Here is a 23,533-nt window from a genome sequence, read left to right as displayed (position 1 = left end):
ATGAATGCCCCGCCGCCGCACCAGCCCCCGCTGCTCATCCGCATGCACGAGGGCGACAACGTCGCGATCGTCGCCAACGAGGGCGGCCTGCCGGCTGGCACCCTGCTGCCCTCGGGCCTCGCCCTGCGCGAGCCGGTGCCGCAAGGCCACAAGGTGGCGCTGGCCGACCTGCCCGCCGGCGCCCCCGTGCTGCGCTACAACGTGGCCATCGGCCATGCGGCAAAAGACATCGCGGCCGGCAGCTGGGTGCATGAACGCCTGCTGAAGATGCCCGAGGCGCGCGAGCTGGACGGCAGCCTGCCCATCGCCACGCGGCGGCCGCCCGCGATGCCGCCGCTGGAAGGCTACACCTTCGAGGGCTACCGCAATGCCGACGGCTCGGTCGGCACGCGCAACATCCTGGCCATCACCACCACGGTGCAATGCGTGGCCGGCGTGCTCGACTTTGCGGTGCGCAGGATCAAGTCGGAACTGCTGCCGAAATACCCGAACGTCGATGACGTGGTCGGGCTGGAACACACCTATGGCTGCGGCGTGGCAATCGACGCCCCGGGCGCCGAAATACCGCAGCGCACGCTGCGCAACATCAGCCACAACCCGAACTTTGGCGGCGAGGTGATGGTGGTGAGCCTGGGCTGCGAGAAGCTGCAGCCCGAGCGCCTGCTGCCGCCCGGCTCCTTTCCCATCGTGGATCAGCGAGAGCCCGCGCTGGACGTGGTCTGCCTGCAGGACGAGGCGCATGTGGGCTTCATGTCCATGATCGACGCCATCATGGACAGCGCCCAGGCGCACCTGCGGCGCCTTGACGCGCGCCGGCGCGAGACCGTGCCCGCCAGCGCGCTGGTCGTGGGCGTGCAATGCGGCGGCAGCGATGCGTTCAGCGGCGTCACGGCGAATCCAGCGGTGGGCTTTTGCACCGACTTGCTCGTGCGCGCGGGCGCGACCGTGATGTTCAGCGAGGTGACCGAGGTGCGCGACGGCATAGACCAGCTCACTTCGCGCGCGGCAAGCCCCGGCGTGGCCCAGGCGATGATCCAGGAGATGGCCTGGTACGACGCCTATCTCGACAAGGGCAAGGCGGACCGCAGCGCCAACACCACGCCCGGCAACAAGAAGGGCGGCCTGTCGAACATCGTCGAGAAGGCCATGGGCTCCATCGTCAAGAGCGGCACCGCACCGATCACGGGCGTGCTGTCGCCGGGGCAAAGGCTGGCGGACCGCCGCATAGACCATGGCCTGGTGTACGCCGCCACGCCGGCCAGCGATTTCATCTGCGGCACCCTGCAGCTCGCAGCCGGCATGAACCTGCATGTCTTCACCACCGGCCGCGGCACGCCCTATGGCCTGGCCGCTTGCCCGGTCATCAAGGTGGCCACGCGCAGCGAGCTGGCGCGCCGCTGGCACGACCTGATGGACGTGAACGCCGGCCGCATCGCCGACGGCACGGCAAGCATCGAAGACGTGGGCTGGGAGCTGTTCCGTCTGATGCTGGACGTGGCCAGCGGCCGCAAGAAAACCTGGGCAGAGCATTGGAAGCTGCACAACGCGTTGGTGCTGTTCAATCCGGCACCGATTACCTGACGGGGCCCCGAGAGCCCCATAACAACGAAGGAGACATAGACATGACACCCATCCAACGAAGACGAATTCTGGCCACCGCCCTCGCGGCGGCCTGCGCGGGCCTCACCGGCCCCGCGGCCTGGAGCCAGGACTACCCGAACCGGCCGGTCAAGATGATCGTCCCGTTCGGTCCGGGCGGCAGCTCGGACCTGGTGGCCCGGCTGGTCGCGCGCGATCTGGAAAAGCAGCTCGGCCAGGCCGTGGTAGTCGAGAACAAGCCCGGCGCCGCCGCCATGATCGGCCTCAATGAACTGGTGCAGGCCAAGCCCGACGGCTACACCATCGGCATCACGAACAGCGGCATGGTGACGCAGCCGCTCTACGGCATTGCGCGCCACAACTACGCCACCGATCTGGACGCCATCGCCCAGGTCGGCGAGGTGCCTTTCGTGCTGGCCGTCAGGGGCGACGCGCCCTGGAAGACCTTCGAGGAATTCGCGGCCTACGCGCGCGCCAATCCGCAGAAGACCAACTACGGCATCACCGGCATCGGCAACACCTCGCACATCGGCCCGGCCCACCTGCAGCAGTTGGCCAAGATCCCGATGGAGCCCGTCAACTTCGACGGCGGCGGCAGCCTGATCACCTCGCTGCTGGGCGGCCACATCCAGGCCGGCGGCATCAACCCGGTCGACATCAAGGAACAGGTCAAGGCCGGCAAGATCCGGGTGCTCGTGGTGTTCGGCGAGCAGCGCCTGGCCGACCCACTGTTCAAGGACGCACCTACCGCGCGCGAGAAGGGCTATGACGTGGTCGTGACCCTCTGGCAGGGCATCGGCGCGCCGAAGAACCTGCCCGAGCCCGTGAGGAAGAAGCTCGCCGACGCTCTCGACAAGGCGCTCAATACGGCGGCGATGCAGGATTCGATCCGCCAGCTCGGGCTGGAGCCCGTCTACATGGGGCCGGCCGCGTTCGCGCGCAAATGGACCGACCAGCAGGCCCACTACAAGCAGGTCGTCACCCAGACCGGCATCCTCCAGATGGTGAGGCAGCAAGTCAAATGACGTTCGACAGCAAGACGCCCTCGGCGGGCGCCAGGGCCGGTGCCCGCGGCTTTGCGGTTCGCGCGCTCGAATTCCACTCCAGCCGCATGTGGCAATGGGCACAGGTCGAGCAGGCGCTGAGCTTCATGCACCAGTTCGACATGAATGCGCTCGTGTTCCATCAGAACGACATCGTCGAGCACCTGGTGTTCCCCGAGGCCTTCTTTCCCGACGAGCTCATGTGGAAGCGCTGGCCGGTGCGGCTGCACTCGATCTACCAGAACCGCCACTACATCAACAAGGTGGCGCGCGAAGCCAAGGCGCTGGGCATCCGCCTGTACCTGCAGATCAAGGAGATCTGGTTCGCCGATGCGCTGCTCGAGATCGTGCCGGGCCTGCGCGGCGCCGACGGCTCGGTCTGCCCGAGCGATCCGTTCTGGTGGAAGTTCCTCGACATCAAGATGTGCGAGCTGGTGCAGGCCGTGCCCGATCTGGCGGGCGTGATCGTCAGCCCGGGCACGCGCGAGAGCAAGGTGTCGATCTCGGCCAACAGCTGCCGCTGCGAACGCTGCGCCGCGCTGTCGCCGGCGGACTGGTACGCCGACCTGCTCGGCGCGATGGAGCGGCCGCTCGCGGCCGCGGGCAAGACGCTCGCGGTGCGCGACTTCTCCTACTCGGCCGACCAGCAGAGCCACATGCTCGACGCGGCACGCCGCTGCTCGCCCGACATCGTGATCTCGCTGAAGAACACGCCGCACGACTACTACCCCACCTTCCCCGACAACCCGCGCATCGGCCACACCGCAGGCCTGCGGCAGTGGATCGAGTACGACACCTGGGGCCAGTTCTTCGGCCTCGGCTTCTTCCCGCTCAGCGTGGTCGAGGACATGCAGCGGCGCATGCGGCACGCGCTGGCCAGCGGGGCCGAGGGCATCTCGCTGCGCACCGACTGGGAGGTGATCACCGACGCGGGCAGCTTCAACAGTCCGAACATCCTCAACGTGATCGGCGGCGCGATGCTGGCGCAGGACGTGGAGCGCGACCTGGACGGCATCTACGCGGCCTGGGCCCGGCACGGCCTGTACTCGCCGATGCGCTCGGCCTCGGAGATGGCGCCGCCGCAGGTGCCGGCGCATCCGCAGGCGCCGGTCTGGCTGCGCGACTACATGCGGGCGTCGTGGCAGGTCATGGAAAAGGCCGCCTACGTGCGCGGCCACCTGTTCCACGAGGATGACCAGTACCCCGAATCGCTGGCCAAGGCCTTCGACATGCTGGTCCACATCCATGGCCGGGACGACTGGGAGCCCGGCGCCTCGCGGCTGCTGGAGCCGACCGACGAGAACCTCGAGATCATCTTCGCGGAAAAGGAGCAGGCGCTCGCCGAGGTGCGCCGGCTCGGCGCCCTGCTGCGGCCGCGCGAACTGGGCCTGCCACCGGCGGTGGCCGCGGAGCTCGAGACCATGCTCGGGCTGTACGAGCACTATGTGCAGGGCTACATGCTGTGCGCGCGGGCGGTGTTCTCTGCCGACCGCGCCCGGCGCTCGGGCGAAGCGGCCTGGATCGAGGCGGCCGGCGCGGCCGTGCCTCCGCTGCGCGAGTTCGCCCGGCAGATCGATGCCGTGCTCGCGGGCACGCACTACCCGCACTATGCCTACTGGCTGCTCGACGTCTCGCGCGTCCGTGCGCTGGCGCTGGACATCGAAGCCCAGCTTGCGCGCCTGGCGGCGCCCACCGAAGAGGTGACGGCATGACGCTGGCGATGCGCGCCGTCGAGATGCATGGCCAGCGCATGTGGGAGCGCGAGCGCGTGCAGCGCGTGCTCGCCTTCATGCAGCGCCACGGCATGAACACGCTGGTGCTGCACGAGTCGGACCTGGTGCACCAGCTCGTCTACCCGCGCGCCTACTTCGATCCCTATGCGCTGTGGAGCGACCTGCCGTCGCGCCGCGGCGAGAACGCGATCTTCAACCGCCGCGCCTACTTTGAGCACCTGCTCGCCATGGCCGGCGCTGCCGGCGTGGCGGTGTGGGTCAACGTCAAGGAGATCGGCTTTTCCGACGAGGTGTTCGCCCTGCACCCCGAGGTGTTCAAGAATGGCGCGATCTGTCCCTCCGAGCCCTTCTGGACGGAGTACCTCGGCCACAAGATGGACGAGCTGTTCGGCGACTTCCCGGCCCTCGCGGGCCTGATCGTGAGCTTCGGCTCGCAGGAAAGCCGCGCCTCGCGTGTGCAGAAGACCTGCCGCTGCGCGCGCTGCCAGGAGGAGCCGCTGGTCGATTGGTATGCCCGCATGATCGCCTGCCTGCACGCACCGATCGCGCGGCACGGCAAGCGGCTCGCGGTGCGCGACTTCGCCTATAAGCCGGCCGACCATGCGCCGCTGATCGAGGCGGTGGACGCCGCGCCCGAGGACGTGATCTTCTGCATCAAGGCGACGCCGCACGACTTCTACCTGGGCTTCCCCGACAACCCGGCGATCCGCCAGGTGCGGCGCACGCAATGGGTCGAGTACGACGTGATGGGCCAGTTCTTCGGCTGGGGCTGCATGCCCTGCCTGGTGCTCGACGACCTGCGCCGGCGCATGGCGCACTGGCAGGCCCATGGCGTCGAAGGCGGCATCTTCCGCATCGAGTGGGAGCGCATCAACGACCTCGACGCACTCGACACGCTCAACGAGATCAACCTCATCGGCGCGGCGGCGCTGGCGCGCGGCCAGGACATCGACGCCGCACAGGCCTGCCGGCGCTGGCTGGCCGAGCGTGGCTGGGATGAAGGCGCCGCCGGCTGGCTGGCCGCCCTGCTCGAACGGACCGAGCCTGTGGTGCGGCGCGCCGCCTACATCGACGGCTTCGTGTCCGCCGACAACAGCATGCTGCCGCGCAGCATCGAGCGGGCCTGGTGGGGCATGGAGAACCGCGACAGCCTGGCCGTCTGGGCCCCCGAGCGGGCCGGCGACCTCCAGCTCGACCGCCGCCGCCTCGAGCGCGCGCTGGCCGAGAAGGACGAGGCGCTCGCGCTGGCGCGCGCCCTGGTGGCCGACGTGCGCCGCGCGGCGCCAGCCGTGGACACCCGGGTCCAGGCCTTCGTCCAGGCGGGCTTCGCGCATTTCGACACCTGGGTCGAGGGGCTCGAGCTGTGCGCCAAGGTCTGCCTGTATGCGCGCTGGCTTGGCGATCCGCAGGCCGGGCACCGCGAGGACGACCACAAGGCGCTGTCCCGCCTGCTCGAAGCCCTTGAACGCCATGCCGACACGGTGCAGGCGCTGGCCCGGACCGGCAGCGTGCCGCACCAGTACATCATGCTGATGGACCCGCGCCGCGCGCACGACATCATCCGCGACGGCCGCCGGATCGAGGCGCAGGCCCTTGCGGTGCTCGGGAGCCCAGCATGAACGGCCGCCAGGACACAGCCCAGCCCACCGGCCGCGCGCGCCCCGCTGGCGCGGCCGGGCTCATGCCTCATTCAACACCCAAGGAGACAACCCCATGCAACGCCGCGCCCTGATCCACACCGCCATGGCCGCCCTGGCCACCCCGCTTGCCGCCCTGCCCGCCCGGGCCCAGGGCGGCTGGCCGACGGCCAAGGCCATCACCTACCTCGTGCCGTTCCCGGCCGGCGGCACCACCGACACGCTGGGCCGGCTCATCAGCCAGCAGCTCGGCACCACGCTGGGCACCAGCGTGGTGATCGACAACAAGGGCGGCGCCGGCGGCAGCGTGGGCTCGGAGATCGCCGCGCGCGCCGCGCCGGACGGCTACACGCTGCTGGGCGGCACCATCAGCTCGCACGCCATCAACGTGAGCCTGTACCCGAAGATCGGCTACGACCCGATCAAGTCGTTCGCGCCCGTCACCTTGATCGGCACCAATCCGGTGGTGCTGGTAGTCAACGCCAACAGCCCGTACAAGAGCCTGAAAGACGTGCTGGCCGCGAGCAAGACGCGCAACGGCGGCCTGTCGTCGGCCTCGGCCGGCACCGGCACCTCGCAGCACCTGGCGCTGGAGCTGCTGGCCTACAAGTCGGGGGTGAAGTTCACGCACGTGCCCTACAAGGGCAGCGGCCCGGCGATCCAGGACGTGATCGGCGGCCAGGTCGACATGATGTTCGACACCACGGTGGTGGCGGCGCCGCACATCCAGAGCGGCAAGCTGCGCGCCATCGCGGTCACCTCGGCGCAGCGGCTGAGTTCGCTGCCCGACGTGCCCACGGTGGCCGAGTCGGGCGTGGCCGGGCTGCAGGACTTCGAGGTGGTGTCGTGGCAGGCCATCTTCGTGCCGGCCGGCACGCCCGCGCCCGTCATCGACCGCCTGCACGGCGAAATTCGCAAGATCCTGGCGCAGCCCGAGATGCAGGCCAGGATGAAGGGCTTCGGCATGGAGCCGGCCGACCTCAGCACCACGCAGATCGCAGCCTTCCAGAAGGCCGAGGTCGAGAAATGGGCCCAGGTGATCAAGGCCGCGGGCATCAAGGCCGAGTGAGTGCCGTTTTTCAGGCGAAAAGCGCCTGATGTCCTCGTCGCCTGGTCGTTTGTTGCTATATTTTCGATAGCAACCGGGATCAGGCCGCCTCCAGCCCCAGCAGCCGCACCGCATTGCCCTTGAGGATGCCGGGCATCACCTCGGGCTTGAAGCCGGCCTCCTCGAAATCCTTCATCCAGCGGTCGGGCGTGATCAGCGGGTAGTCGCTGCCGAACAGGATGCGGTCCTTCAGCAGCGTGTTGGCGTACTGCACGAGCTGCTTCGGAAAGTACTTGGGGCTCCAGCCCGACAGGTCGATCCACACATTGGGCTTGTGCGTGGCCACGCTCAGCGCCTCGTCCTGCCACGGGAAGCTCGGGTGCGCCATGACGATCTGCATGTCGGGGAAGTCGATCGCCACGTCGTCCAGGTGCATCGGGTTGCTGTACTCCAGGCGCAGGCCGCCGCCGCAGCGCATGCCCGAGCCGATGCCGCTGTGGCCGGTGTGGAAGATGGCCGGCAGCTTGTGCGCGTTGATCACCTCGTAGATCGGCCAGGCCATCCTGTCGTAGGGGTGGTAGCCCTGCACCGTGGGGTGGAACTTGAAGCCCTTGACGCCGTGCTCCTTGATCAGGCGCTCGGCCTCGCGCGCGCCCATCTTGCCCTTGTGCGGGTCGATGCTGGCGAAGGCCATCATCATGTCGCTGTTCTTCTGCGCGGCCTCGGCGATCTCCTCGTTGGGGATGCGGCGGCGGCCGAGCTGGGACTCGCTGTCCACCGTGAACATGATCAGGCCGATCTTCTTCTCGCGGTAGTAGTCGATCGTCTCCTGGATCGTGGGGCGCCGGCTGTTGCGGAAGTACTTGTCGGCTGCGCGGTCGTATTCCTCACCGTAGTTGTCGAACGGGTTCCAGCAGCTCACCTCGGCGTGGGTGTGTATGTCGATGGCAACGAGGTTCTTGTGGTCCATGTCAGTCTCCTGGGAGCGGCCCAAAGCTTAGGGTAAACACTGATGAAATGCGGCTACGGCGGCATTGAGTTGGTTATATTTCATAACGATAATTCATTCGACCCTGAAAAGCAACCATGACCAGCAAAGACATCCAACTTGACATGCGCGGCGCCATTGCCGTGATCCGCCTGAGCCGCCCCGCCAAGCGCAATGCGCTGAACGACGGCCTGATCCTGGCCCTGCGCAAGCTGTTCGAGAACCTGCCCGACACCACCCGCGCCGCCGTGCTCGCCGGCGAGGGCGAGCATTTCTGCGCCGGCCTCGACCTGGGCGAACTCCAGGAGCGCGATGCCGGCCAGGGCCTGCACCATTCGCGCATGTGGCACAGCGCGCTGGAGCGCGTGCAGTACGGCCCGGTGCCGGTGATCGCCGCGCTGCACGGCGCCGTGGTCGGCGGCGGGCTCGAGCTGGCCAGCACCTGCCACATCCGCGTGGCCGACGAAACCACCTTCTATGCGCTGCCCGAGGGCTCGCGCGGCATCTTCGTGGGCGGCGGCGGCTCGGTCCGCATCCCCAAGCTGATCGGCGTGGCCCGCATGACCGACATGATGCTCACCGGCCGCGTCTACAACGCGCAGGACGGCGAGCGCGCCGGTTTCGCGCAGTACCTCGTGCCGCCCGGCCAGGCTTTCGACAAGGCGCTGGAACTGGCCGAGCGCGTGGCGCAGAACGCGCCGCTGACCAACTACGCGCTGATGCACGCGCTGCCGCGCATCGCCGAGCAGCCGGCCGACCAGGGCTTCCTCACCGAAGCGATGATGGCGGCCATCGCGCAGAGCGCCCCGGAGGCCAAGGAGCGCGTGCGCGCCTTCCTCGAAGGCCGCGCCGGCAAGGTTGCCAAAGGCTGATCCGCCGCCCACCGAGATTCACCCAGAAGAACCATGAGCGAGACGACCCAACCCCGATACCGCCCGCTGACCTTCGGCGTCACCCGCGTCCTGCTGCGCGAAGGCGCCAACGGCGCGCGCTACCTGCAGGCCGACCAGGCCCTGTCGGATTACGCCCTGCGCATGACCGACCGGCTGCTGTACTGGGCCCAGGCCGTCCCCGGGCGCACCTTCATTGCCCGCCGCGAACGCCAGGCCGACGGCAGCACCGGCGACTGGCGCCACATCTCCTACGGCGAGGCGCTGGCCAGCGCGCGCAGCATCGGCCAGGCCCTGCTGGACCGCGGCTTGAACGCCGAACGGCCGGTGGCCATCCTCAGTGAGAACAGCCTCGAGCACGCGCTGCTGGCGCTGGGCTGCCTCTATGCCGGCGTGCCCTACTGCCCGGTGTCGCCGGCCTACTCCACGGTCAGCCAGGACTACGACAAGCTGCGCCATGTGCTGAACACGCTGACCCCCGGCCTGGTGTTCGCGAGCGATGCGGCGCGCTACGGCCGGGCGATCGCCGCCACGGTCGGCGCCGACGTCGAGGTGGCCGTCCATTCGGGCACCCTCGAAGGCCGCTCCGCCACCGCCTTCGCCAGCCTGCTGGCCACGCCCGCCACCTCGGCCGTGGACGCGGCGATGCAGGCCACCGGCCCCGACACCATCACCAAGTTCCTGTTCACCTCGGGCTCGACCAAGTTGCCCAAGGCCGTGATCAACACGCATGGCATGTGGTGCGCCAACCAGCAGCAGATGCGCCAGTCCATGCCGGTGCTGACCGAGGAGCCGCCGGTGCTGGTGGACTGGCTGCCGTGGAACCACACCTTCGGCGGCAACCACAACGTCGGCCTCACGATCTACAACGGCGGCACGCTCTACATCGACGACGGCAAGCCCACGCCCGCGCTGATGGGCGAGACGCTGCGCAACCTGCGCGAGATCGCGCCCACGGTGTATTTCAACGTGCCGACCGGCTTCGAGGCCATCGCCCACGCAATGAAGAGCGATGCGCAGCTGCGCCAGACGCTGCTGTCGCGCGTGAAGATGTTCTTCTACTCGGGCGCCGCGCTGGCGCAGCCGATCTGGGACAGCCTGCACCAGACCCAGGAAGCCGAGGTCGGCGAGCGCATCGTAATGGGCACGGGCCTGGGCATGACCGAATCGGCCCCGTTCGCGATCTTCGTGACCAGCCCCAACGTGAAGGCCGGCGACATCGGCGTGCCGTCGCCCGGCATCGAGCTCAAGCTGGTGCCGGTGGACGGCAAGACCGAGGTGCGCTACCGCGGCCCCAACATCACGCCGGGCTACTGGCGCTCGCCCGAAGCCACGAAGGAAGCCTTCGACGAGGAAGGCTTCTTCGCCACCGGCGACGCGGTCCGGTGGATCGACGAGCAGGACATCCACCAGGGCCTGAAGTTCGACGGCCGCATCGCCGAGGACTTCAAGCTCGCCACCGGCACCTTCGTCAGCGTGGGGCCGATGCGCGCGAAGATCATTGCGGCCGGCGCCCCCTACATCCAGGACGCCGTGCTGACCGGCATCAACCTCAAGGAAGTCGGCGCGCTGCTGTTCCCGACGGCGGCCTGCCGCGCGCTCAGCGGCCTGGGCGCCGATGCCACGCTGCCGCAGGTGCTGGAAAGCGCACCGGTGCAGGCGCATTTCCAGAAGGTCGTCAACCAGCTCGCCGCGGCCGCCACCGGCAGCGCCAACCGCATCGCGCGCGCTCACCTGATGGCCGAGCCCCCTTCCATCGACAAGGGCGAGGTCACCGACAAGGGCTCGATCAACCAGCGCGCCGTGCTCAAGCACCGCGAGGCCCTGGTCAACGCGCTGCACGGCGGCACGCTGCCTTTCACCCTCATCCCGCAAGACACCCCGCAAGGAAACAAGCCATGAACATCCAGGGACAAGCCGCCCTCGTCACCGGCGGCGCCTCCGGCCTCGGCGAGGCCACCGCGCGCGAGCTCGCCCGCCTGGGCGCGAAAGTCGCCGTGCTCGACGTGAACCTGGCGCTCGCCGAGAAGGTCGCGGTCGACATCGGCGGCGTGGCCTGCCAATGCGACATCACCAGCGCCGACAGCGTGACGGCGGCTCTGGCCCAGGCTGCCGCCGCGCACGGCCCGGCCCGCATCCTCATGAACGTCGCCGGCATCGGCACCGCCAAGCGCGTGGTCGGCAAGGACGGCAGCGCCGCGCCGCTGGAAGACTTCGCCCGGGTCGTCAACGTCAACCTGATCGGCACCTACAACATGACACGGCTGTTCGCCGCCGAGTGCGCGAAACTGGCTCCGCTGGAAGACGGCGAACGCGGCGTGATCCTGTTCACGGCCTCGGTGGCGGCCTTCGACGGCCAGGTCGGCCAGCAGGCCTACAGCGCCTCCAAGGGCGGCCTCGTGGGCATGACGCTGCCGATGGCGCGCGACCTCGCGCAGCACGGCATCCGCGCCTGCACCATCGCACCGGGCCTGTTCGCCACGCCGCTCATGAAGCAGCTGCCCGAGCCGGTGCAGGCCTCGCTGGCCGCGTCCATCCCGTTCCCGCCGCGGCTGGGCAAGCCCGAGGAGTTCGCCCAGCTCGCCGCGCACATCGTGGCCAACACGCACCTCAACGGCGAGGTGATCCGGCTCGACGGCGCGCTGCGCATGGCGCCGCGCTGAAGCGCGCCACACGGCACGCGCCCCCTTTTTTCCGCCCTCAATCCACCAGGAGACATCACCATGAAAATTGCCAAGACCTTGATCACCGCCGCGATTGCCACCCTCGCCGCAGGCGCCGCCATGGCCGACCTCACCATCGGCGTGGTGCTGCCGCTCACCGGCCCCGCCTCGGGCCTGGGCATCCCCATGAAGAACGCCATCGCGCTGTGGCCCCAAAGCATCGCCGGCGAGAAGCTCAAGGTCGTCGTGCTCGACGACGCGACCGACCCCACCACCGGCGTGAAGAACACGCAGCGCCTGATCACCGAGGACAAGGTGGACGTGATCATCGGCTCCGCCGCCACGCCGGTGGCGATCCCGATGGCCGACATCGCAGCGGAATCCGGCACGGTCCAGCTGGCCGCCTCGCCCGCCGGCCTGCCGCCCGGCAAGGACAAGTGGACCTTCCGCCTGCCGCAGTCCAACGGCGTCATGGCCTATGCCATGGTCGGCCACATGAAGAAGCAGGGCATCAAGACCGTCGGCTTCCTCGGCTACACCGACGCCTACGGCGAACTCTGGCTCAAGGACTTCACGGCCGAGGCCGAGAAGAACGGCATCAAGGTCACCGGCGTGGAGCGCTTCGCGCGCGCCGACACCAGCGTCACGGCGCAGGCCCTGAAGCTGACCGCGGGCAACCCCGACGCGATCCTGGTCGTGGCCTCGGGCAGCGGCGCCGCCATGCCGGAGAAGGCCATCGTCGAACGCGGCTACAAGGGCAAGATCTATCAGACGCATGCCGCTGCCACGCGCGACCTGATGCGCATCGGAGGCAAGGACGTGGAAGGCACCTTGGTGGTGTCCGGCCCGGCCGTGATCGCGGAGCAGCTGCCCGACAGCCACCCGTCCAAGAAGCTGGCGATCGACTTCGTGCAGAAGTACGAGAAGGCCTACGGCCCGGGTTCGCGCAACCAGTTCGCGGGCCACAGCTATGACGCGATGATCGTGCTGGAAAAAGCCGTCCCGGTGGCGCTGAAGAAGGCCAAGCCCGGCACCAAGGAGTTCCGCGCCGCACTGCGCGATGCGTTCGAGGGCATGGGCCGCACTGTCGTGGCGCACGGCGTGCTCGACTGGACGGCGCAGGACCACTGGGGCTTCACCAACGAGACCGGCGTGATGCTGAAGGTCGTCAACGGCGACTGGAAGGTCGAATAAGCCTCCGCGCTCCCGCCCCCGGCGGGCCGGCCTTTCGCTTCGGCGATCCGGGGCCGGCCCGCTGGTTTTCCACCTGAGCCCTGCCCACCCTTTCGCCCATGGACATTTCAATCGCCAGCATCCTGATGCTCGATGGCCTCACCAACGGCGCCATCTACGCGCTGCTCGGGCTGGCCATCGTGCTGGTGTTCGCCGTCACCCGCGTCATCTTCATCCCTCAGGGCGAGTTCGTGGCCTACGGCGCGCTCACCCTGGCCATCTTCCAGACCGGCCAGGTGCCGGGCACCGTCTGGCTGCTGCTGATCCTGGCGGCCGTGGCCGCGCTCATGGACCTGGCCACCGCCTGGCGGCGCCACCACCGGGCCGCACCGGCGCTCCAGGCCGCCGGCCGCACCCTGCTGATCCCGCTGGTGGTCTGCGGTCTCTCGTTCTGGGCCGCGCCGCACCAGCTGCCCCTGCTGCTGCAGGCCCTGCTGACGATCTGCATCGTCACCGCCTTCGGGCCGCTGGTCTACCGCGTGGCCTACCAGTCGCTGGCCGGCGCCAGCACCCTGGTGCTGCTGATCGTGTCGGTCGGCGTGCATTTCGCCATGACCGGTCTCGGCCTGCTGTTCTTCGGCGCCGAGGGCTTTCGCAACCCCTCGTTCTGGGACGTCCGCTTTGCCATGGGCCCGCTCAACATCACCGGCCAGACCGTCATCATCGGCGCGGCCTCGCTGGCGCTGATCGTGCTGCTGTGGCTTTTCTTCGAGCGCAGCCTCTACGGCAAGGCGCTGCGCGCCACCGCCGTGAACCGCCTGGGCGCGCGCCTGATGGGCATCTCCACCCAGACCGCGGGCCAGCTCACGTTTGCCATGGCCGGCCTGATCGGCGGGCTGTCGGGCCTGCTGATCGGCCCCACCACCACCGTGTTCTACGACTCGGGCTTCCTGATCGGCCTCAAGGGCTTCGTGGCCGCGGTGATCGCGGGCCTCTCCAGCTACCCGGGCGCGGCCATCGGCGCGCTGTTCGTCGGCGTGATCGAGGCCTTCGGCTCGTTCTGGGCCAGCGCCTTCAAGGAGGTGATCGTGTTCACGATCATCCTGCCGGTGCTGCTGTGGCGTTCGCTGCGCAGCGGCCATTCCGATGAGGAACACTGACATGGCCTCCTCGTCAAGCAAGTTCTCCCTGCGTGCCGCCGGCCTCGGCCTGCTGCTGGCAGCCCTGGTGCTGATCCCGCTGCTGCCGCTGCCCGATTTCTGGATCATCCAGCTCAACTACATCGGCCTGTACAGCCTGCCGGTGCTCGGCCTGGTGCTGCTCACCGGCGTGGGCGGCCTGACCTCGTTCGGCCAGGCGGCGTTCGTCGGCATCGGCGCCTACACCACGGCCTACCTCACGGTGAACACCGGCCTCTCGCCCTGGCTCACGCTGTTCATCGGGCTCGGCATCACCTCGCTCAGCGCGCTGGTGATCGGCTCGATCACGCTGCGCATGTCGGGCCACTACCTGCCGCTGGCCACCATCGCCTGGGCGCTGTCGCTGTACTACCTGATGGGCAACCTCGAAGCCCTGGGCAAGTACGACGGCATCCTCGGCGTCAAGGGGCTCTCGCTGTTCGGCTGGGACATCGGCCAGCGCCGCGTGTTCTTCGTGCTGACCTGGCTGATCGTGCTGCTGGCCGCCTTCGCGCTGGTGCGCCTGCTCGACTCGCGCACCGGCCGCGCCATCCGCGCGCTCAAGAACGGCTCGCAGATGGCCGAGGCCATGGGCATCGACACGCTGCGCCACAAGGTCGGCATCTTCGTGCTGGCGGCGCTGCTGGCCTCGGTGTCGGGCTGGCTGTTCGCGCACTTCCAGCGCACCGTCAACCCCTCGCCGTTCGGCCTCAAGATGGGCATCGAGTACCTGTTCATGGCCGTCATCGGCGGCGCCGCCCATGTCTGGGGCGCGCTCACGGGCTCGGCGTTGACCAAGGTGCTCGAAGACCAGCTCCAGGTGCTGCTGCCCAAGCTCATCGGCACCAGCGGCAGCTACGAGATCATCGTGTTCGGCATTGTGATCGTGCTGGTGCTCAAGTACCTGCCCGACGGCCTGTGGGACTTCATCGATCGCCGGCTACCGCGGCGCCAGCGCGCCGTGGACTGGCAGCAGGCCGCCGCGCTGCCCGGCACGCCCCAGCCCGCGCACGGTGAACTGGTGCTCGAGGTCGAGGCCATCCGCAAGCAGTTCGGCGGGCTGGTGGCGGTCAACGACATCAGCTTCCAGATCCGGGCCGGCCAGATCGTCGGGCTGATCGGCCCCAACGGCGCCGGCAAGTCCACCACCTTCAACCTGATCACGGGCCTGCTCTCGCTCAGCGGCGGCGGCGTGCGCTTTCGCGGCGAAACCATCAGCGGCCTGCCTTCGCGCCAGATCGCCCGGCGCGGCATCTCGCACACCTTCCAGCACGTGAAGATGATCCCCGACATGACCGTGCTCGAGAACGTGGCACTGGGCGCCCACCTGCGCGGCCACCGGGGGGCGCTGTCGGCCATGCTGCGGCTGGACCGCGCAGAGGAACAGCAGCTGTTCAAGGAGGCGCAGCGCCAGCTCGAGCGCGTGGGCCTGGGCGATGCGCTGCACGAGCTCGCCGGCAACCTGGCCATGGGCCCGCAGCGGCTGCTGGAGATCGCGCGCGCGCTGTGCGGCAACCCGGCGCTGCTGCTGCTGGACGAGCCGGCCGCCGGCCTGCGCCACAAGGAAAAGGAAGCGCTCGCCGGCGTGCTGCGCCAGCTGCGCAGCGAAGGCATGAGCATCCTGCTGGTGGAGCACGACATGGGCCTGGTGATGGACGTGTGCGACCGCCTCGTCGTCATGGAATTCGGCACGCACCTGATGGAGGGCACGCCCGCCGAGGTGCAGCAAAGCCCGCAGGTGCGGGCCGCCTACCTGGGCACGGAGCATTGACATGAATACCCCTCTCCTTCGCGTCCAGGGCCTGCGCGCCGGCTACGGCCGGGCCGAGGTCCTGCACGGCATCGACCTGCACGCCGACAAGGGCAGCGTCATCACCGTGATCGGCCCCAACGGCGCCGGCAAGTCCACCCTGCTCAACACCCTGATGGGCGTGCTGCCCGGCCAGGGCGCGGTCGAGTACCAGGACCAGTCCATCGCCACCCTGTCGCTCGAAGAGCGCGTCATGCTGGGCATCGCCCTGGTGCCCGAGAAGCGCGAGCTGTTCGGCACCCTGCCGGTGGAAGACAACCTGGTGCTCGGCGCCTTCCGCCAGGTGCGCCTGGGCAACCGCCAGTGGCGCGACGGGCTGGAACAGGTCTACACGCTGTTCCCGCGCCTCAAGGAGCGCCGCGCGCAGCTCGCCGGCACGCTCTCGGGCGGCGAGCGCCAGATGCTGGCCGTGGGCCGCGCGCTGATGTCGCGCCCGCAGCTGCTGATGCTCGACGAACCCAGCCTGGGCCTAGCGCCGCTGGTGGTCAAGGAGATCTTCCGCACCATCGACGCGCTACGCCAGACCGGCGTGACCATCCTGCTGGTGGAGCAGAACGCGCGCGCCGCACTGGAGGTGGCCGACCACGCCTACGTGCTGGAAATGGGCGAGGTGGGCCTGCAGGGGCCGGCCACCGAACTGGCCACCGACCCGCGCGTGATCGACACCTACCTGGGCGCGGCCCGGGCCGCCGCCTGACCCGTCCTCCCCCGGCCGGCACTCGCCCGCCGGCCCACCCCGACCCCGACGATGACCTACCAGCCCCCGCTCGCCGACATCCGGTTCATCCTGCGCGATGCGCTGCAGGCGCCCGCCCAGTTGCAAGCGCTGGCGCCGTTCGCCGAGGCCGACGAAGAACTGCTGCTGCAGGTGATGGAGGAGTCGGGCAAATTCGTCGCCAGCGCCGTCGCGCCGCTGCAGCGGGTGGGCGATGAGGCAGGCTGCCGCTTCGAGCAGGGCCGCGTCACCACGCCGCCCGGTTCGCGCGAGGCCTACCAGGCGTTCTGGCAGGCCGGCTGGCCCGCGCTGGCCTGCGCGCCCGAAGACGGCGGCCAGGGCCTGCCCTGGGTGCTGGAAGGCGTGCTCTACGAGATGCTGAGCGCCGCCAACCATGGCTGGACCATGGCGCCCGGCCTGCTGCACGGCGCCTACGAATGCCTCAGGCACCACGGCAGCGGCGAACTCAAGGCGCGCTACCTGGCCCGCATCGCCAGCGGCGAGTGGCTGGCCACCATGTGCCTGACCGAGCCGCAGGCCGGCAGCGACCTGGGCCTGGCGCGCACGCGCGGCGCGGCGCAGGCCGACGGCAGCTACCGCGTGAGCGGCACCAAGATCTTCATCTCAGGCGGCGAGCACGACCTGACCGACAACATCGTGCACCTGGTGCTGGGCCGCCTGCCCGAGGCACCGGCTGGCCCCAAGGGCCTGTCGCTGTTCCTCTGCCCCAAGCTGCTGCCCGACGGCGCGCGCAACGCGGTGCACTGCGAGCGCATCGAAGAGAAGATGGGCCTGCACGGCAGCCCGACCTGCGTGATGCGCTTCGACGAGGCCACGGGCTGGCTGATCGGCGAGCCGCATCGCGGCCTCAACGCCATGTTCGTGATGATGAACGCGGCGCGCCTGCACGTGGCGCTGCAGGGCATCGGCCTGCTCGACGCGGCCTGGCAGAAGGCCGACGCCTACGCGCGCGAACGCCGCCAGATGCGCGCGCCGAGGCCCGCCGGCGCCCCCGCAGCCGGCGGCCCGGACCCGATCATCGAGCACCCCGCGATCCGCCGCATCCTCGACGTGCAGCGCGCCTGGATCGACGGCGGCCGGCTGCTGGCCTACCGCACCGGCGTCGAGCTCGACCTCGCTCGCCACCACCCCGACGCCGCGCGCCGCGCCCAGGCGCAGTCCTGGTGCAGCCTGGTCACACCGGTGCTCAAGGCCGCTTTCACGCACCAGGCCTTCCACGGCGCGAGCGACTGCCTGCAGGTGTTCGGCGGCCACGGCTATGTGCGCGAGTGGGGCATCGAGCAGATCGTGCGCGACGCGCGCGTGACCATGATCTACGAGGGCACCAACGAGATCCAGGCGATCGACCTGCTGGTGCGCAAGGTGCTGCCCGATGGCGGCAAGGCGCTGGGCGAGCTGCTGCTGAGCCTGCGCGCCGGGCTCGACGCCGGCCGCGCGGCCGACGCCGACGTGCTGCGCCGCTTCGCCGAGCTGCGCTACCTCACCGCCACGCTGGCCGAGGCCGCCAGGACGCGCCCCCTGCTGGCCAGCGAGGCCGCCGACGACTACCTGCGCGCCGTGGCGCTGGCCCTGCTGGCCTGGGCCTGGACGCAGATCGAGCGCGCCCCCGGCGCCCAGGCGCCGCGCTGGAGCGCACCCGCCGCCGCCCTGCGCGCCCGCGTGCTGCCCGAGTTCGACCTGCGCCTGAAGCTGCTACAGGCGCTGTGCGGGCCGCTGCCCGGCTGAGCGCCCCACACACCGGCTCGGCCCCTCAAGAAAACGCCCCAGGAGACAACGCCATGCGTCCCCACACCGCTCCTTCCTGCCTGCGCTTTGCACTGCTGGCCTCCGCCCTGTTGGCGCTGGCCGGCTGCGCCGGCACCGGCGGCCCCGCCCGGCTGCCGGCCACCCCCGCCCAGGCGGTGCTGGCCTGCGACGCCCTGGCGGCGCGCTTCAGCCACCCGCAGACCCGGCTGGTCTCGGCCGAGCGCGTGGCGGCGGGCCAGCTCAGGCTGCCGGGCATCGCCGAGCCGATGCCCGAGCACTGCGTGGTCAAGGGCCTGATGAACGAGCGCATCGGCCCGGTGGATGGCAAGCCCTACGCCATCGGCTTCGAGATGCGCCTGCCCACGGCCTGGAACGGCCGCTTCTTCTACCAGGCCAATGGCGGGCTCGACGGCTTCCAGACCCCGGCCTACGGCGACATCCTGGGCGGCGGCCCGAGCAGCAACGGCCTGCTCAAGGGCTTTGCGGTGATCAGCTCCGACGCCGGCCACGCCTTCGACCGCAGCACGCCGATCGGCGGCGCCACCTTCGGGCTGGACCCGCAGGCGCGGCTCGACTACGGCTACAACGCCGTGGCCCAGCTCACGCCCATGGCCAAGGCGCTGATCCAGGCCTACTACGGCAAGCGGCCCGACCGCTCCTACCTGGTGGGCACCTCCAACGGCGGGCGCCACGGCCTGGTGGCGGCCTCGCGCCTGCCGCAGGCCTATGACGGCATCCTGGTCAGCACGCCCGGCTACAACCTGCCGCGCGCCGCGGTGGCCCAGGTCTGGGGCGCCCAGCAGTTCGCCGCCATCGCACGCCAGAACCCTGCCACCCAGCGGCCCGATCTGCGCAGCGCGCTGAGCCCGGCCGACCTGGCCCTGCTGGCGCAGCGCATCCTCGCGCGCTGCGATGCGCTGGACGGCCTGGCCGACGGCATCGTGGCCGATCTGGCCGGCTGCCAGGCGGCTTTCAGCGTCGAGCGCGACGTGCCGGCCTGCAATGCCGGCGCCACCCCCAACGGCCAGTGCCTGAGCGGCGCGCAGAAGGCCACGCTGGCGCGCGTGTTCGCCGGCCCGGTGGACACCGCCGGCACGCGGCTGTACTCCGGCCTGGCCTGGGACCCGGGCGTGGCCGGCCGCGACTGGGCCACCTGGAAGTTCGAGTCCAGCGTGGGCCCGCGCGACGCGATCGCGCTGGCCTTCGTGATGACCACGCCGCCGGCCTCGCCCGCCGTGGTCACGGGCCAGGGCAACTCGCTGATCGACTACGCGCTGGGCTTCCCGCTGGACCAGGCGCTGGCCAAGATCTCGGCCACCGACGGCCGCTACCGCGAGTCGGCGCTCGGCTTCATGACCCCGCCCGACCCCACGCTGCGCGACTTCGTGGCGCACGGCGGCAAACTGATCGCCTTCCACGGCGCGGCCGACCCGGTGTTCTCGGTGCTCGATACCCTGCGCTGGTACGACGGCCTGCGCGCCGCCCACGGCAGCGCGGCCGAGCGGCAGGCGCGGCTGTACCTCGTGCCCGGCATGAACCACAGCCGCGGCGGCCCGGCCACCGACCAGGTGGACATGGTGGACGCGCTCGTGAAGTGGGTCGAGCAGGGCCAGGCGCCCGAGGCCCTGGTGGCCCACGCGCGCGGCGCCGGTTCAGCCGTGCCCAACCCCGAGGTGCCCGCCGATTGGAGCCCCACGCGCACGCGCCTTTTGTGCCCGCACCCGCAGGTGGCGCGCTACCAGGGCGGCGACGCTGAGCAGGCGGCGAGCTTTCGCTGCACGGCCCCCTGAGCCGCCGCGCGCTGGTGTAAGGTAGGCGCCATTTCCCGCAACCCGCTGCCCCGCCCCGGATGAGCTCCACCGCCCCCGCCAAGACCCCGCGCGCCAGCGCGGCCGAAACCATCGACGCCGGCTTCCTCGAAAGCCTGGTGGGCTACAACACGCGCCGCGCCATGCTCATGATCACACCCAACTTCATGCAGCGCATGGCGGTGTACGAGCTGGGCATGGCCGATTTCTCGGTGCTCTCGCTGATCAAGCACAACCCGGGCATCACCTCGCGCCAGCTCTGCACCGCGCTCAGCATCCTGCCGCCCAACCTGGTGGGCCTGATCAGCACGCTCGACAAGCGCAGCCTGATCGAGCGGCGGCCGCATCCGCGCGACGGCCGCGCCATGGGCCTGCACCTGCGGCCGGCCGGCCAGAAGCTGATGCGCGACGCCGAGCGCACGGTGCTGGAGCTCGAGCAACTGTCCACCGCCAACCTGAGCCCGGCCGAGCAGAAGACCCTGATCCGGCTGCTGCAGAAAATCTACGCCTGAGCCCCCGGCGCCGGAGGCCCCGTGGTCCGAGGGCGCACGTCTTTCATGCGTTTGCAGCTATGAAACTTGTAGCACGCCGGAATCTGCGATATATTCAGGCCGCCCTTGCCAGCCATGGGCACGCAGCCTGCGCTGCCAGTTCAATCACCGACTCGAGGAGATCGCAGAATGAGTTCCAAGGAAAATGCCGCCGTCAGCCAGTTGCTGGATCTGCTGGAGTCCCGCTATGCCATCCGCGTCCTGTGGGCGCTCCGGGACGGCCATCCCCAGACCTTTCGCCTGCTGCAGGACAGCGTGGGCGGCATCACCCCGAACACCCTGAACACCCGCCTCAAGGAACTGCGCGAGGCCGGCCTCGTCAACCACGCCAGCGAAGGCTACAGCCTCACCCTCTCGGGCACCGACCTGCTCAAGCGCCTGTCCGACCTGCAGGCCTTCGCCGGCAAGTGGGCCGCGGGCCAGGCCAAGAAAAAGTAAGCGGGCCGCGCGCACGCCCCGTGAAGGACAGGCAATCCCTGTCCTTTTCCATTTCCGCGCTCCACTCTTGATTTGATAGCAACCGACGCCCACTGCACGCGGACCTCCATGCAAAATCATCTCGAAACCAGCGCCTGCCTGCCGCGCGACCCTGCGCAGGCCCTGCTGATCGGCCGGCTCTGGCTGCCGGGCGCCGGCCCGGCCCTGGTGCGTGTGCAGGAAGACGGCCTGTACGACCTCTCCCGCCTCGCCGCCACCGCCAGCCAGCTGCTCGACCTGCCCGATGCGGCCGGCGCCGTGCGCACGCACGCAGCCCCACGCCTGGCCGACACCGCCGCCGTGCTCGCGAACAGCGCCGCCGGCACCCGGGACGAGGCCCGCCCCTGGCTGCTGGCGCCCTGCGACCTGCAGGCGATCAAGGCCGCGGGCGTGACCTTCGTGGCCTCGATGCTCGAACGCGTGATCGAGGAGCAGGCGCGCGGCGATGCCGGCCGGGCCGAGGCGGTGCGCGCGGCGGTGGTGTCGGTGATCGGCGACAACCTGGCCAGCGTGGTGCCCGGCTCGCCCGAGGCCCTGGCGCTCAAGGAGGTGCTGGTGGCCCAGGGCCTGTGGTCGCAGTACCTCGAGGTGGGCATCGGCCCCGACGCGGAAATCTTCACCAAGGCGCAGCCGATGAGCGCCGTGGGCACCGGCGCGGAGGTGGGGCTGCACCCCAAGAGCGCCTGGAACAACCCCGAGCCCGAGGTGGTGCTGGCCGTCAACTCGCGCGGCGAGGTCCGCGGCGCCACCCTGGGCAACGACGTCAACCTGCGCGACTTCGAGGGCCGCAGCGCCCTGCTGCTGGGCAAGGCCAAGGACAACAACGCAAGCTGCGCCATCGGGCCCTTCATCCGGCTGTTCGATGCGCAGTTCGGCATCGACGAGGTGCGCCGCTGCGAGCTGTCGATGCGGGTGGACGGCCCCGACGGCTTCGTGATGCACGGCAGCAGCTCGCTCGCCCGCATCAGCCGCGACCCGCTGGATCTCGTGGCCCAGGCCAGCGGCCCCTGCCACCAGTACCCCGACGGCTTCATGCTGTTCCTGGGCACCATGTTCGCGCCCACGCAGGACCGCCATGGCCCGGGCCAGGGTTTCACCCATGTGGTGGGCGACGTGGTGAGCATCGGCACGCCGCAGCTCGGCACCCTGGTCAACCGCGTCAACACCTCGGACCGGGTGGCGCCCTGGCGCTACGGGGCCGTGGCGCTGATGCGCGACCTGGCCCGGCGCGGCCTGCTGGCATAATTTCAAGGTTTTCAAGACCAATGTCCGCGCCCTGCGGACGTTTTCAGCTATTTTTTTGATAGCAACCAAGGAATTCGCCATGATCACCACCCCCTCCGGCCTGCAATACGAAGACACCACCGTCGGCAGCGGCGCCGAAGCCCGGGCCGGCCAGCACGTGCACGTGCACTACACCGGCTGGCTCTACAACGACGGCGCCCAGGGCGCCAAGTTCGATTCCAGCCATGACCGCAACGACCCCTTCGCCTTCTCGCTGGGCGCCGGCATGGTGATCCGCGGCTGGGACGAAGGCGTCGCCGGCATGAAGATCGGCGGCAAGCGCACCCTGATCATTCCGGCCGCGCTTGGCTATGGCGCGCGCGGCGCCGGCGGCGTGATTCCGCCTCACGCCACGCTCAAGTTCGACGTCGAGCTGCTCGACGCGCACTGACAGGCGGCCCGGGGCCCCAGGCCGCCGCCGGGGGCACGGGCCCGCCGGAGCCGGCGGCCGCCCCCGAACCGGGGGGCCGCTTCACAATTCCCCTGCCTTGAAAAGGGGAAACCTGCCCCGACCTAGGCAGGGTTGTCATTTTCTTTCCCGTTTTGCAAGCATGTCCGACACCACACAACCCGAGCAGAATCAACCTCTTGGCGGCGCCCCCAGCCCCGAGGAACTCGAGGCCGCCCAGGCCGCCAACGAGGCCGATGCGCTGAACGAGCTGCAGGCCGAGCTGGCCGCGCTGCAGGCCCGGAACGCCGAGATGGCCGACCAGTTCCTGCGCGCCCAGGCCGACGTGCAGAACGCGCGCCGCCGCGCCGAGGAAGAAGTCACCAAGGCCCGCAAGTTTGCCGTCGAGGGCTTCGCCGACAGCCTGCTGCCCGTGCTCGACAGCCTGGAAGCCGGCCTGGCGATCCAGGGCGGCACGATCGAGCAGATCCGCGAAGGCGCCGAAGCCACGCTGCGCCAGCTCAAGAGCGCGCTGGAGCGCAACAAGGTCATCGAGATCGCCCCCGCCGCGGGCGCCAGGTTCGATCCGCACCAGCACCAGGCCATCAGCGTGGTGCCCGCCGACCAGGAAGCCAACACCGTCGTCACGGTGCTGCAAAAGGGCTACACCATCGCCGAGCGCGTGCTGCGCCCCGCCCTGGTGACCGTGGCCGGCCCGAAATAAACCGCTTGAACTTCCTCAAGTTATCCACAAGTTATTGATACCCCATTTTCAGATATT

20 protein-coding genes are annotated in these 23,533 nt (G+C 69.7%); 19 read left to right on the top strand and 1 reads right to left on the bottom strand.

Annotated features, from left to right (window positions below; genetic code table 11):
* The 5 genes from garD to MMF98_RS05940 all read left to right on the top strand — a co-directional run bounded on the left by garD (position 1) and on the right by MMF98_RS05940 (position 7,081).
* On the top strand, positions 1-1,581 hold the full coding sequence (gene garD / locus MMF98_RS05960) for a galactarate dehydratase (RefSeq protein ID WP_243305282.1): 1,581 nt from the start codon (positions 1-3) through the stop codon (positions 1,579-1,581).
* A 41-nt stretch (positions 1,582-1,622) separates the two neighbouring features.
* Entirely contained in the window at positions 1,623-2,624 is a 1,002-nt protein-coding gene (locus MMF98_RS05955) for a Bug family tripartite tricarboxylate transporter substrate binding protein (RefSeq protein WP_243305279.1), read from the top strand.
* On the top strand, positions 2,621-4,354 hold the full coding sequence (locus MMF98_RS05950; RefSeq protein ID WP_243305278.1) for a hypothetical protein: 1,734 nt from the start codon (positions 2,621-2,623) through the stop codon (positions 4,352-4,354). The genes MMF98_RS05955 and MMF98_RS05950 overlap by 4 nt, the downstream gene beginning before the upstream one ends.
* On the top strand, positions 4,351-5,994 hold the full coding sequence (locus MMF98_RS05945; protein WP_243305276.1) for a hypothetical protein: 1,644 nt from the start codon (positions 4,351-4,353) through the stop codon (positions 5,992-5,994). Before MMF98_RS05950 ends, MMF98_RS05945 begins: the two co-directional genes overlap by 4 nt.
* Positions 5,995-6,088: 94 nt before the next feature.
* Positions 6,089-7,081 carry a Bug family tripartite tricarboxylate transporter substrate binding protein gene (locus MMF98_RS05940; RefSeq protein ID WP_243305275.1) on the top strand — a complete coding sequence of 331 codons (993 nt, stop codon included), beginning with the start codon at positions 6,089-6,091 and terminating at the stop codon, positions 7,079-7,081.
* Between the two features lie 79 nt (positions 7,082-7,160).
* Here MMF98_RS05940 and MMF98_RS05935 read toward each other — a convergent pair whose 3' ends face one another.
* Complete coding sequence (locus MMF98_RS05935; protein ID WP_243305273.1) at positions 7,161-8,030, bottom strand: amidohydrolase family protein; 870 nt, start codon at positions 8,028-8,030, stop codon at positions 7,161-7,163.
* A 116-nt stretch (positions 8,031-8,146) separates the two neighbouring features.
* Here MMF98_RS05935 and MMF98_RS05930 point away from each other — a divergent pair, with 116 nt between their 5' ends.
* The 14 genes from MMF98_RS05930 (at position 8,147) to grpE (ending at position 23,476) form a co-directional block, all read left to right on the top strand.
* Entirely contained in the window at positions 8,147-8,920 is a 774-nt protein-coding gene (locus tag MMF98_RS05930; protein ID WP_243305271.1) for a crotonase/enoyl-CoA hydratase family protein, read from the top strand.
* A gap of 33 nt (positions 8,921-8,953) precedes the next feature.
* Complete coding sequence (locus tag MMF98_RS05925; protein ID WP_243305269.1) at positions 8,954-10,840, top strand: feruloyl-CoA synthase; 1,887 nt, start codon at positions 8,954-8,956, stop codon at positions 10,838-10,840.
* Complete coding sequence (locus MMF98_RS05920; protein ID WP_243305267.1) at positions 10,837-11,601, top strand: SDR family NAD(P)-dependent oxidoreductase; 765 nt, start codon at positions 10,837-10,839, stop codon at positions 11,599-11,601. The genes MMF98_RS05925 and MMF98_RS05920 overlap by 4 nt, the downstream gene beginning before the upstream one ends.
* Before the next feature lie 60 nt (positions 11,602-11,661).
* Complete coding sequence (locus tag MMF98_RS05915) at positions 11,662-12,795, top strand: ABC transporter substrate-binding protein (RefSeq protein WP_243305265.1); 1,134 nt, start codon at positions 11,662-11,664, stop codon at positions 12,793-12,795.
* A 98-nt stretch (positions 12,796-12,893) separates the two neighbouring features.
* Positions 12,894-13,934: a branched-chain amino acid ABC transporter permease gene (locus MMF98_RS05910; RefSeq protein ID WP_243305264.1), complete on the top strand. Its 1,041-nt coding sequence runs from the start codon at positions 12,894-12,896 to the stop codon at positions 13,932-13,934.
* Position 13,935: 1 nt separating this feature from the next.
* Positions 13,936-15,723: a branched-chain amino acid ABC transporter ATP-binding protein/permease gene (locus MMF98_RS05905; RefSeq protein ID WP_243305263.1), complete on the top strand. Its 1,788-nt coding sequence runs from the start codon at positions 13,936-13,938 to the stop codon at positions 15,721-15,723.
* Between the two features lies 1 nt (position 15,724).
* Positions 15,725-16,459, top strand: coding sequence for an ABC transporter ATP-binding protein (locus MMF98_RS05900; RefSeq protein ID WP_243305261.1), 735 nt, complete (start codon positions 15,725-15,727; stop codon positions 16,457-16,459).
* 51 nt (positions 16,460-16,510) lie between these two features.
* Complete coding sequence (locus MMF98_RS05895) at positions 16,511-18,223, top strand: acyl-CoA dehydrogenase family protein (RefSeq protein ID WP_243305259.1); 1,713 nt, start codon at positions 16,511-16,513, stop codon at positions 18,221-18,223.
* Between the two features lie 53 nt (positions 18,224-18,276).
* Entirely contained in the window at positions 18,277-20,034 is a 1,758-nt protein-coding gene (locus MMF98_RS05890) for a tannase/feruloyl esterase family alpha/beta hydrolase (RefSeq protein WP_243305257.1), read from the top strand.
* A 59-nt stretch (positions 20,035-20,093) separates the two neighbouring features.
* Entirely contained in the window at positions 20,094-20,564 is a 471-nt protein-coding gene (locus tag MMF98_RS05885; RefSeq protein ID WP_243305255.1) for a MarR family winged helix-turn-helix transcriptional regulator, read from the top strand.
* 168 nt (positions 20,565-20,732) lie between these two features.
* A complete protein-coding gene (locus tag MMF98_RS05880) occupies positions 20,733-21,041 on the top strand; it encodes a winged helix-turn-helix transcriptional regulator (protein ID WP_243305253.1) in 309 nt (102 codons plus the stop codon).
* A gap of 108 nt (positions 21,042-21,149) precedes the next feature.
* Positions 21,150-22,325, top strand: coding sequence for a fumarylacetoacetate hydrolase family protein (locus tag MMF98_RS05875; RefSeq protein WP_243305250.1), 1,176 nt, complete (start codon positions 21,150-21,152; stop codon positions 22,323-22,325).
* A gap of 79 nt (positions 22,326-22,404) precedes the next feature.
* Positions 22,405-22,755, top strand: coding sequence for an FKBP-type peptidyl-prolyl cis-trans isomerase (locus tag MMF98_RS05870; protein WP_243305247.1), 351 nt, complete (start codon positions 22,405-22,407; stop codon positions 22,753-22,755).
* 160 nt (positions 22,756-22,915) lie between these two features.
* On the top strand, positions 22,916-23,476 hold the full coding sequence (gene grpE / locus MMF98_RS05865) for a nucleotide exchange factor GrpE (RefSeq protein ID WP_243305246.1): 561 nt from the start codon (positions 22,916-22,918) through the stop codon (positions 23,474-23,476).
* The last annotated feature ends 57 nt before the right edge of the window (positions 23,477-23,533 follow it).

Source organism: Variovorax terrae (genome assembly GCF_022809125.1).
Taxonomy (GTDB): domain Bacteria; phylum Pseudomonadota; class Gammaproteobacteria; order Burkholderiales; family Burkholderiaceae_C; genus Variovorax_A; species Variovorax_A terrae.
The sequence above is the reverse complement of the archived record's forward strand: the minus strand, read 5'-3'. Positions and strand labels throughout refer to the sequence as shown.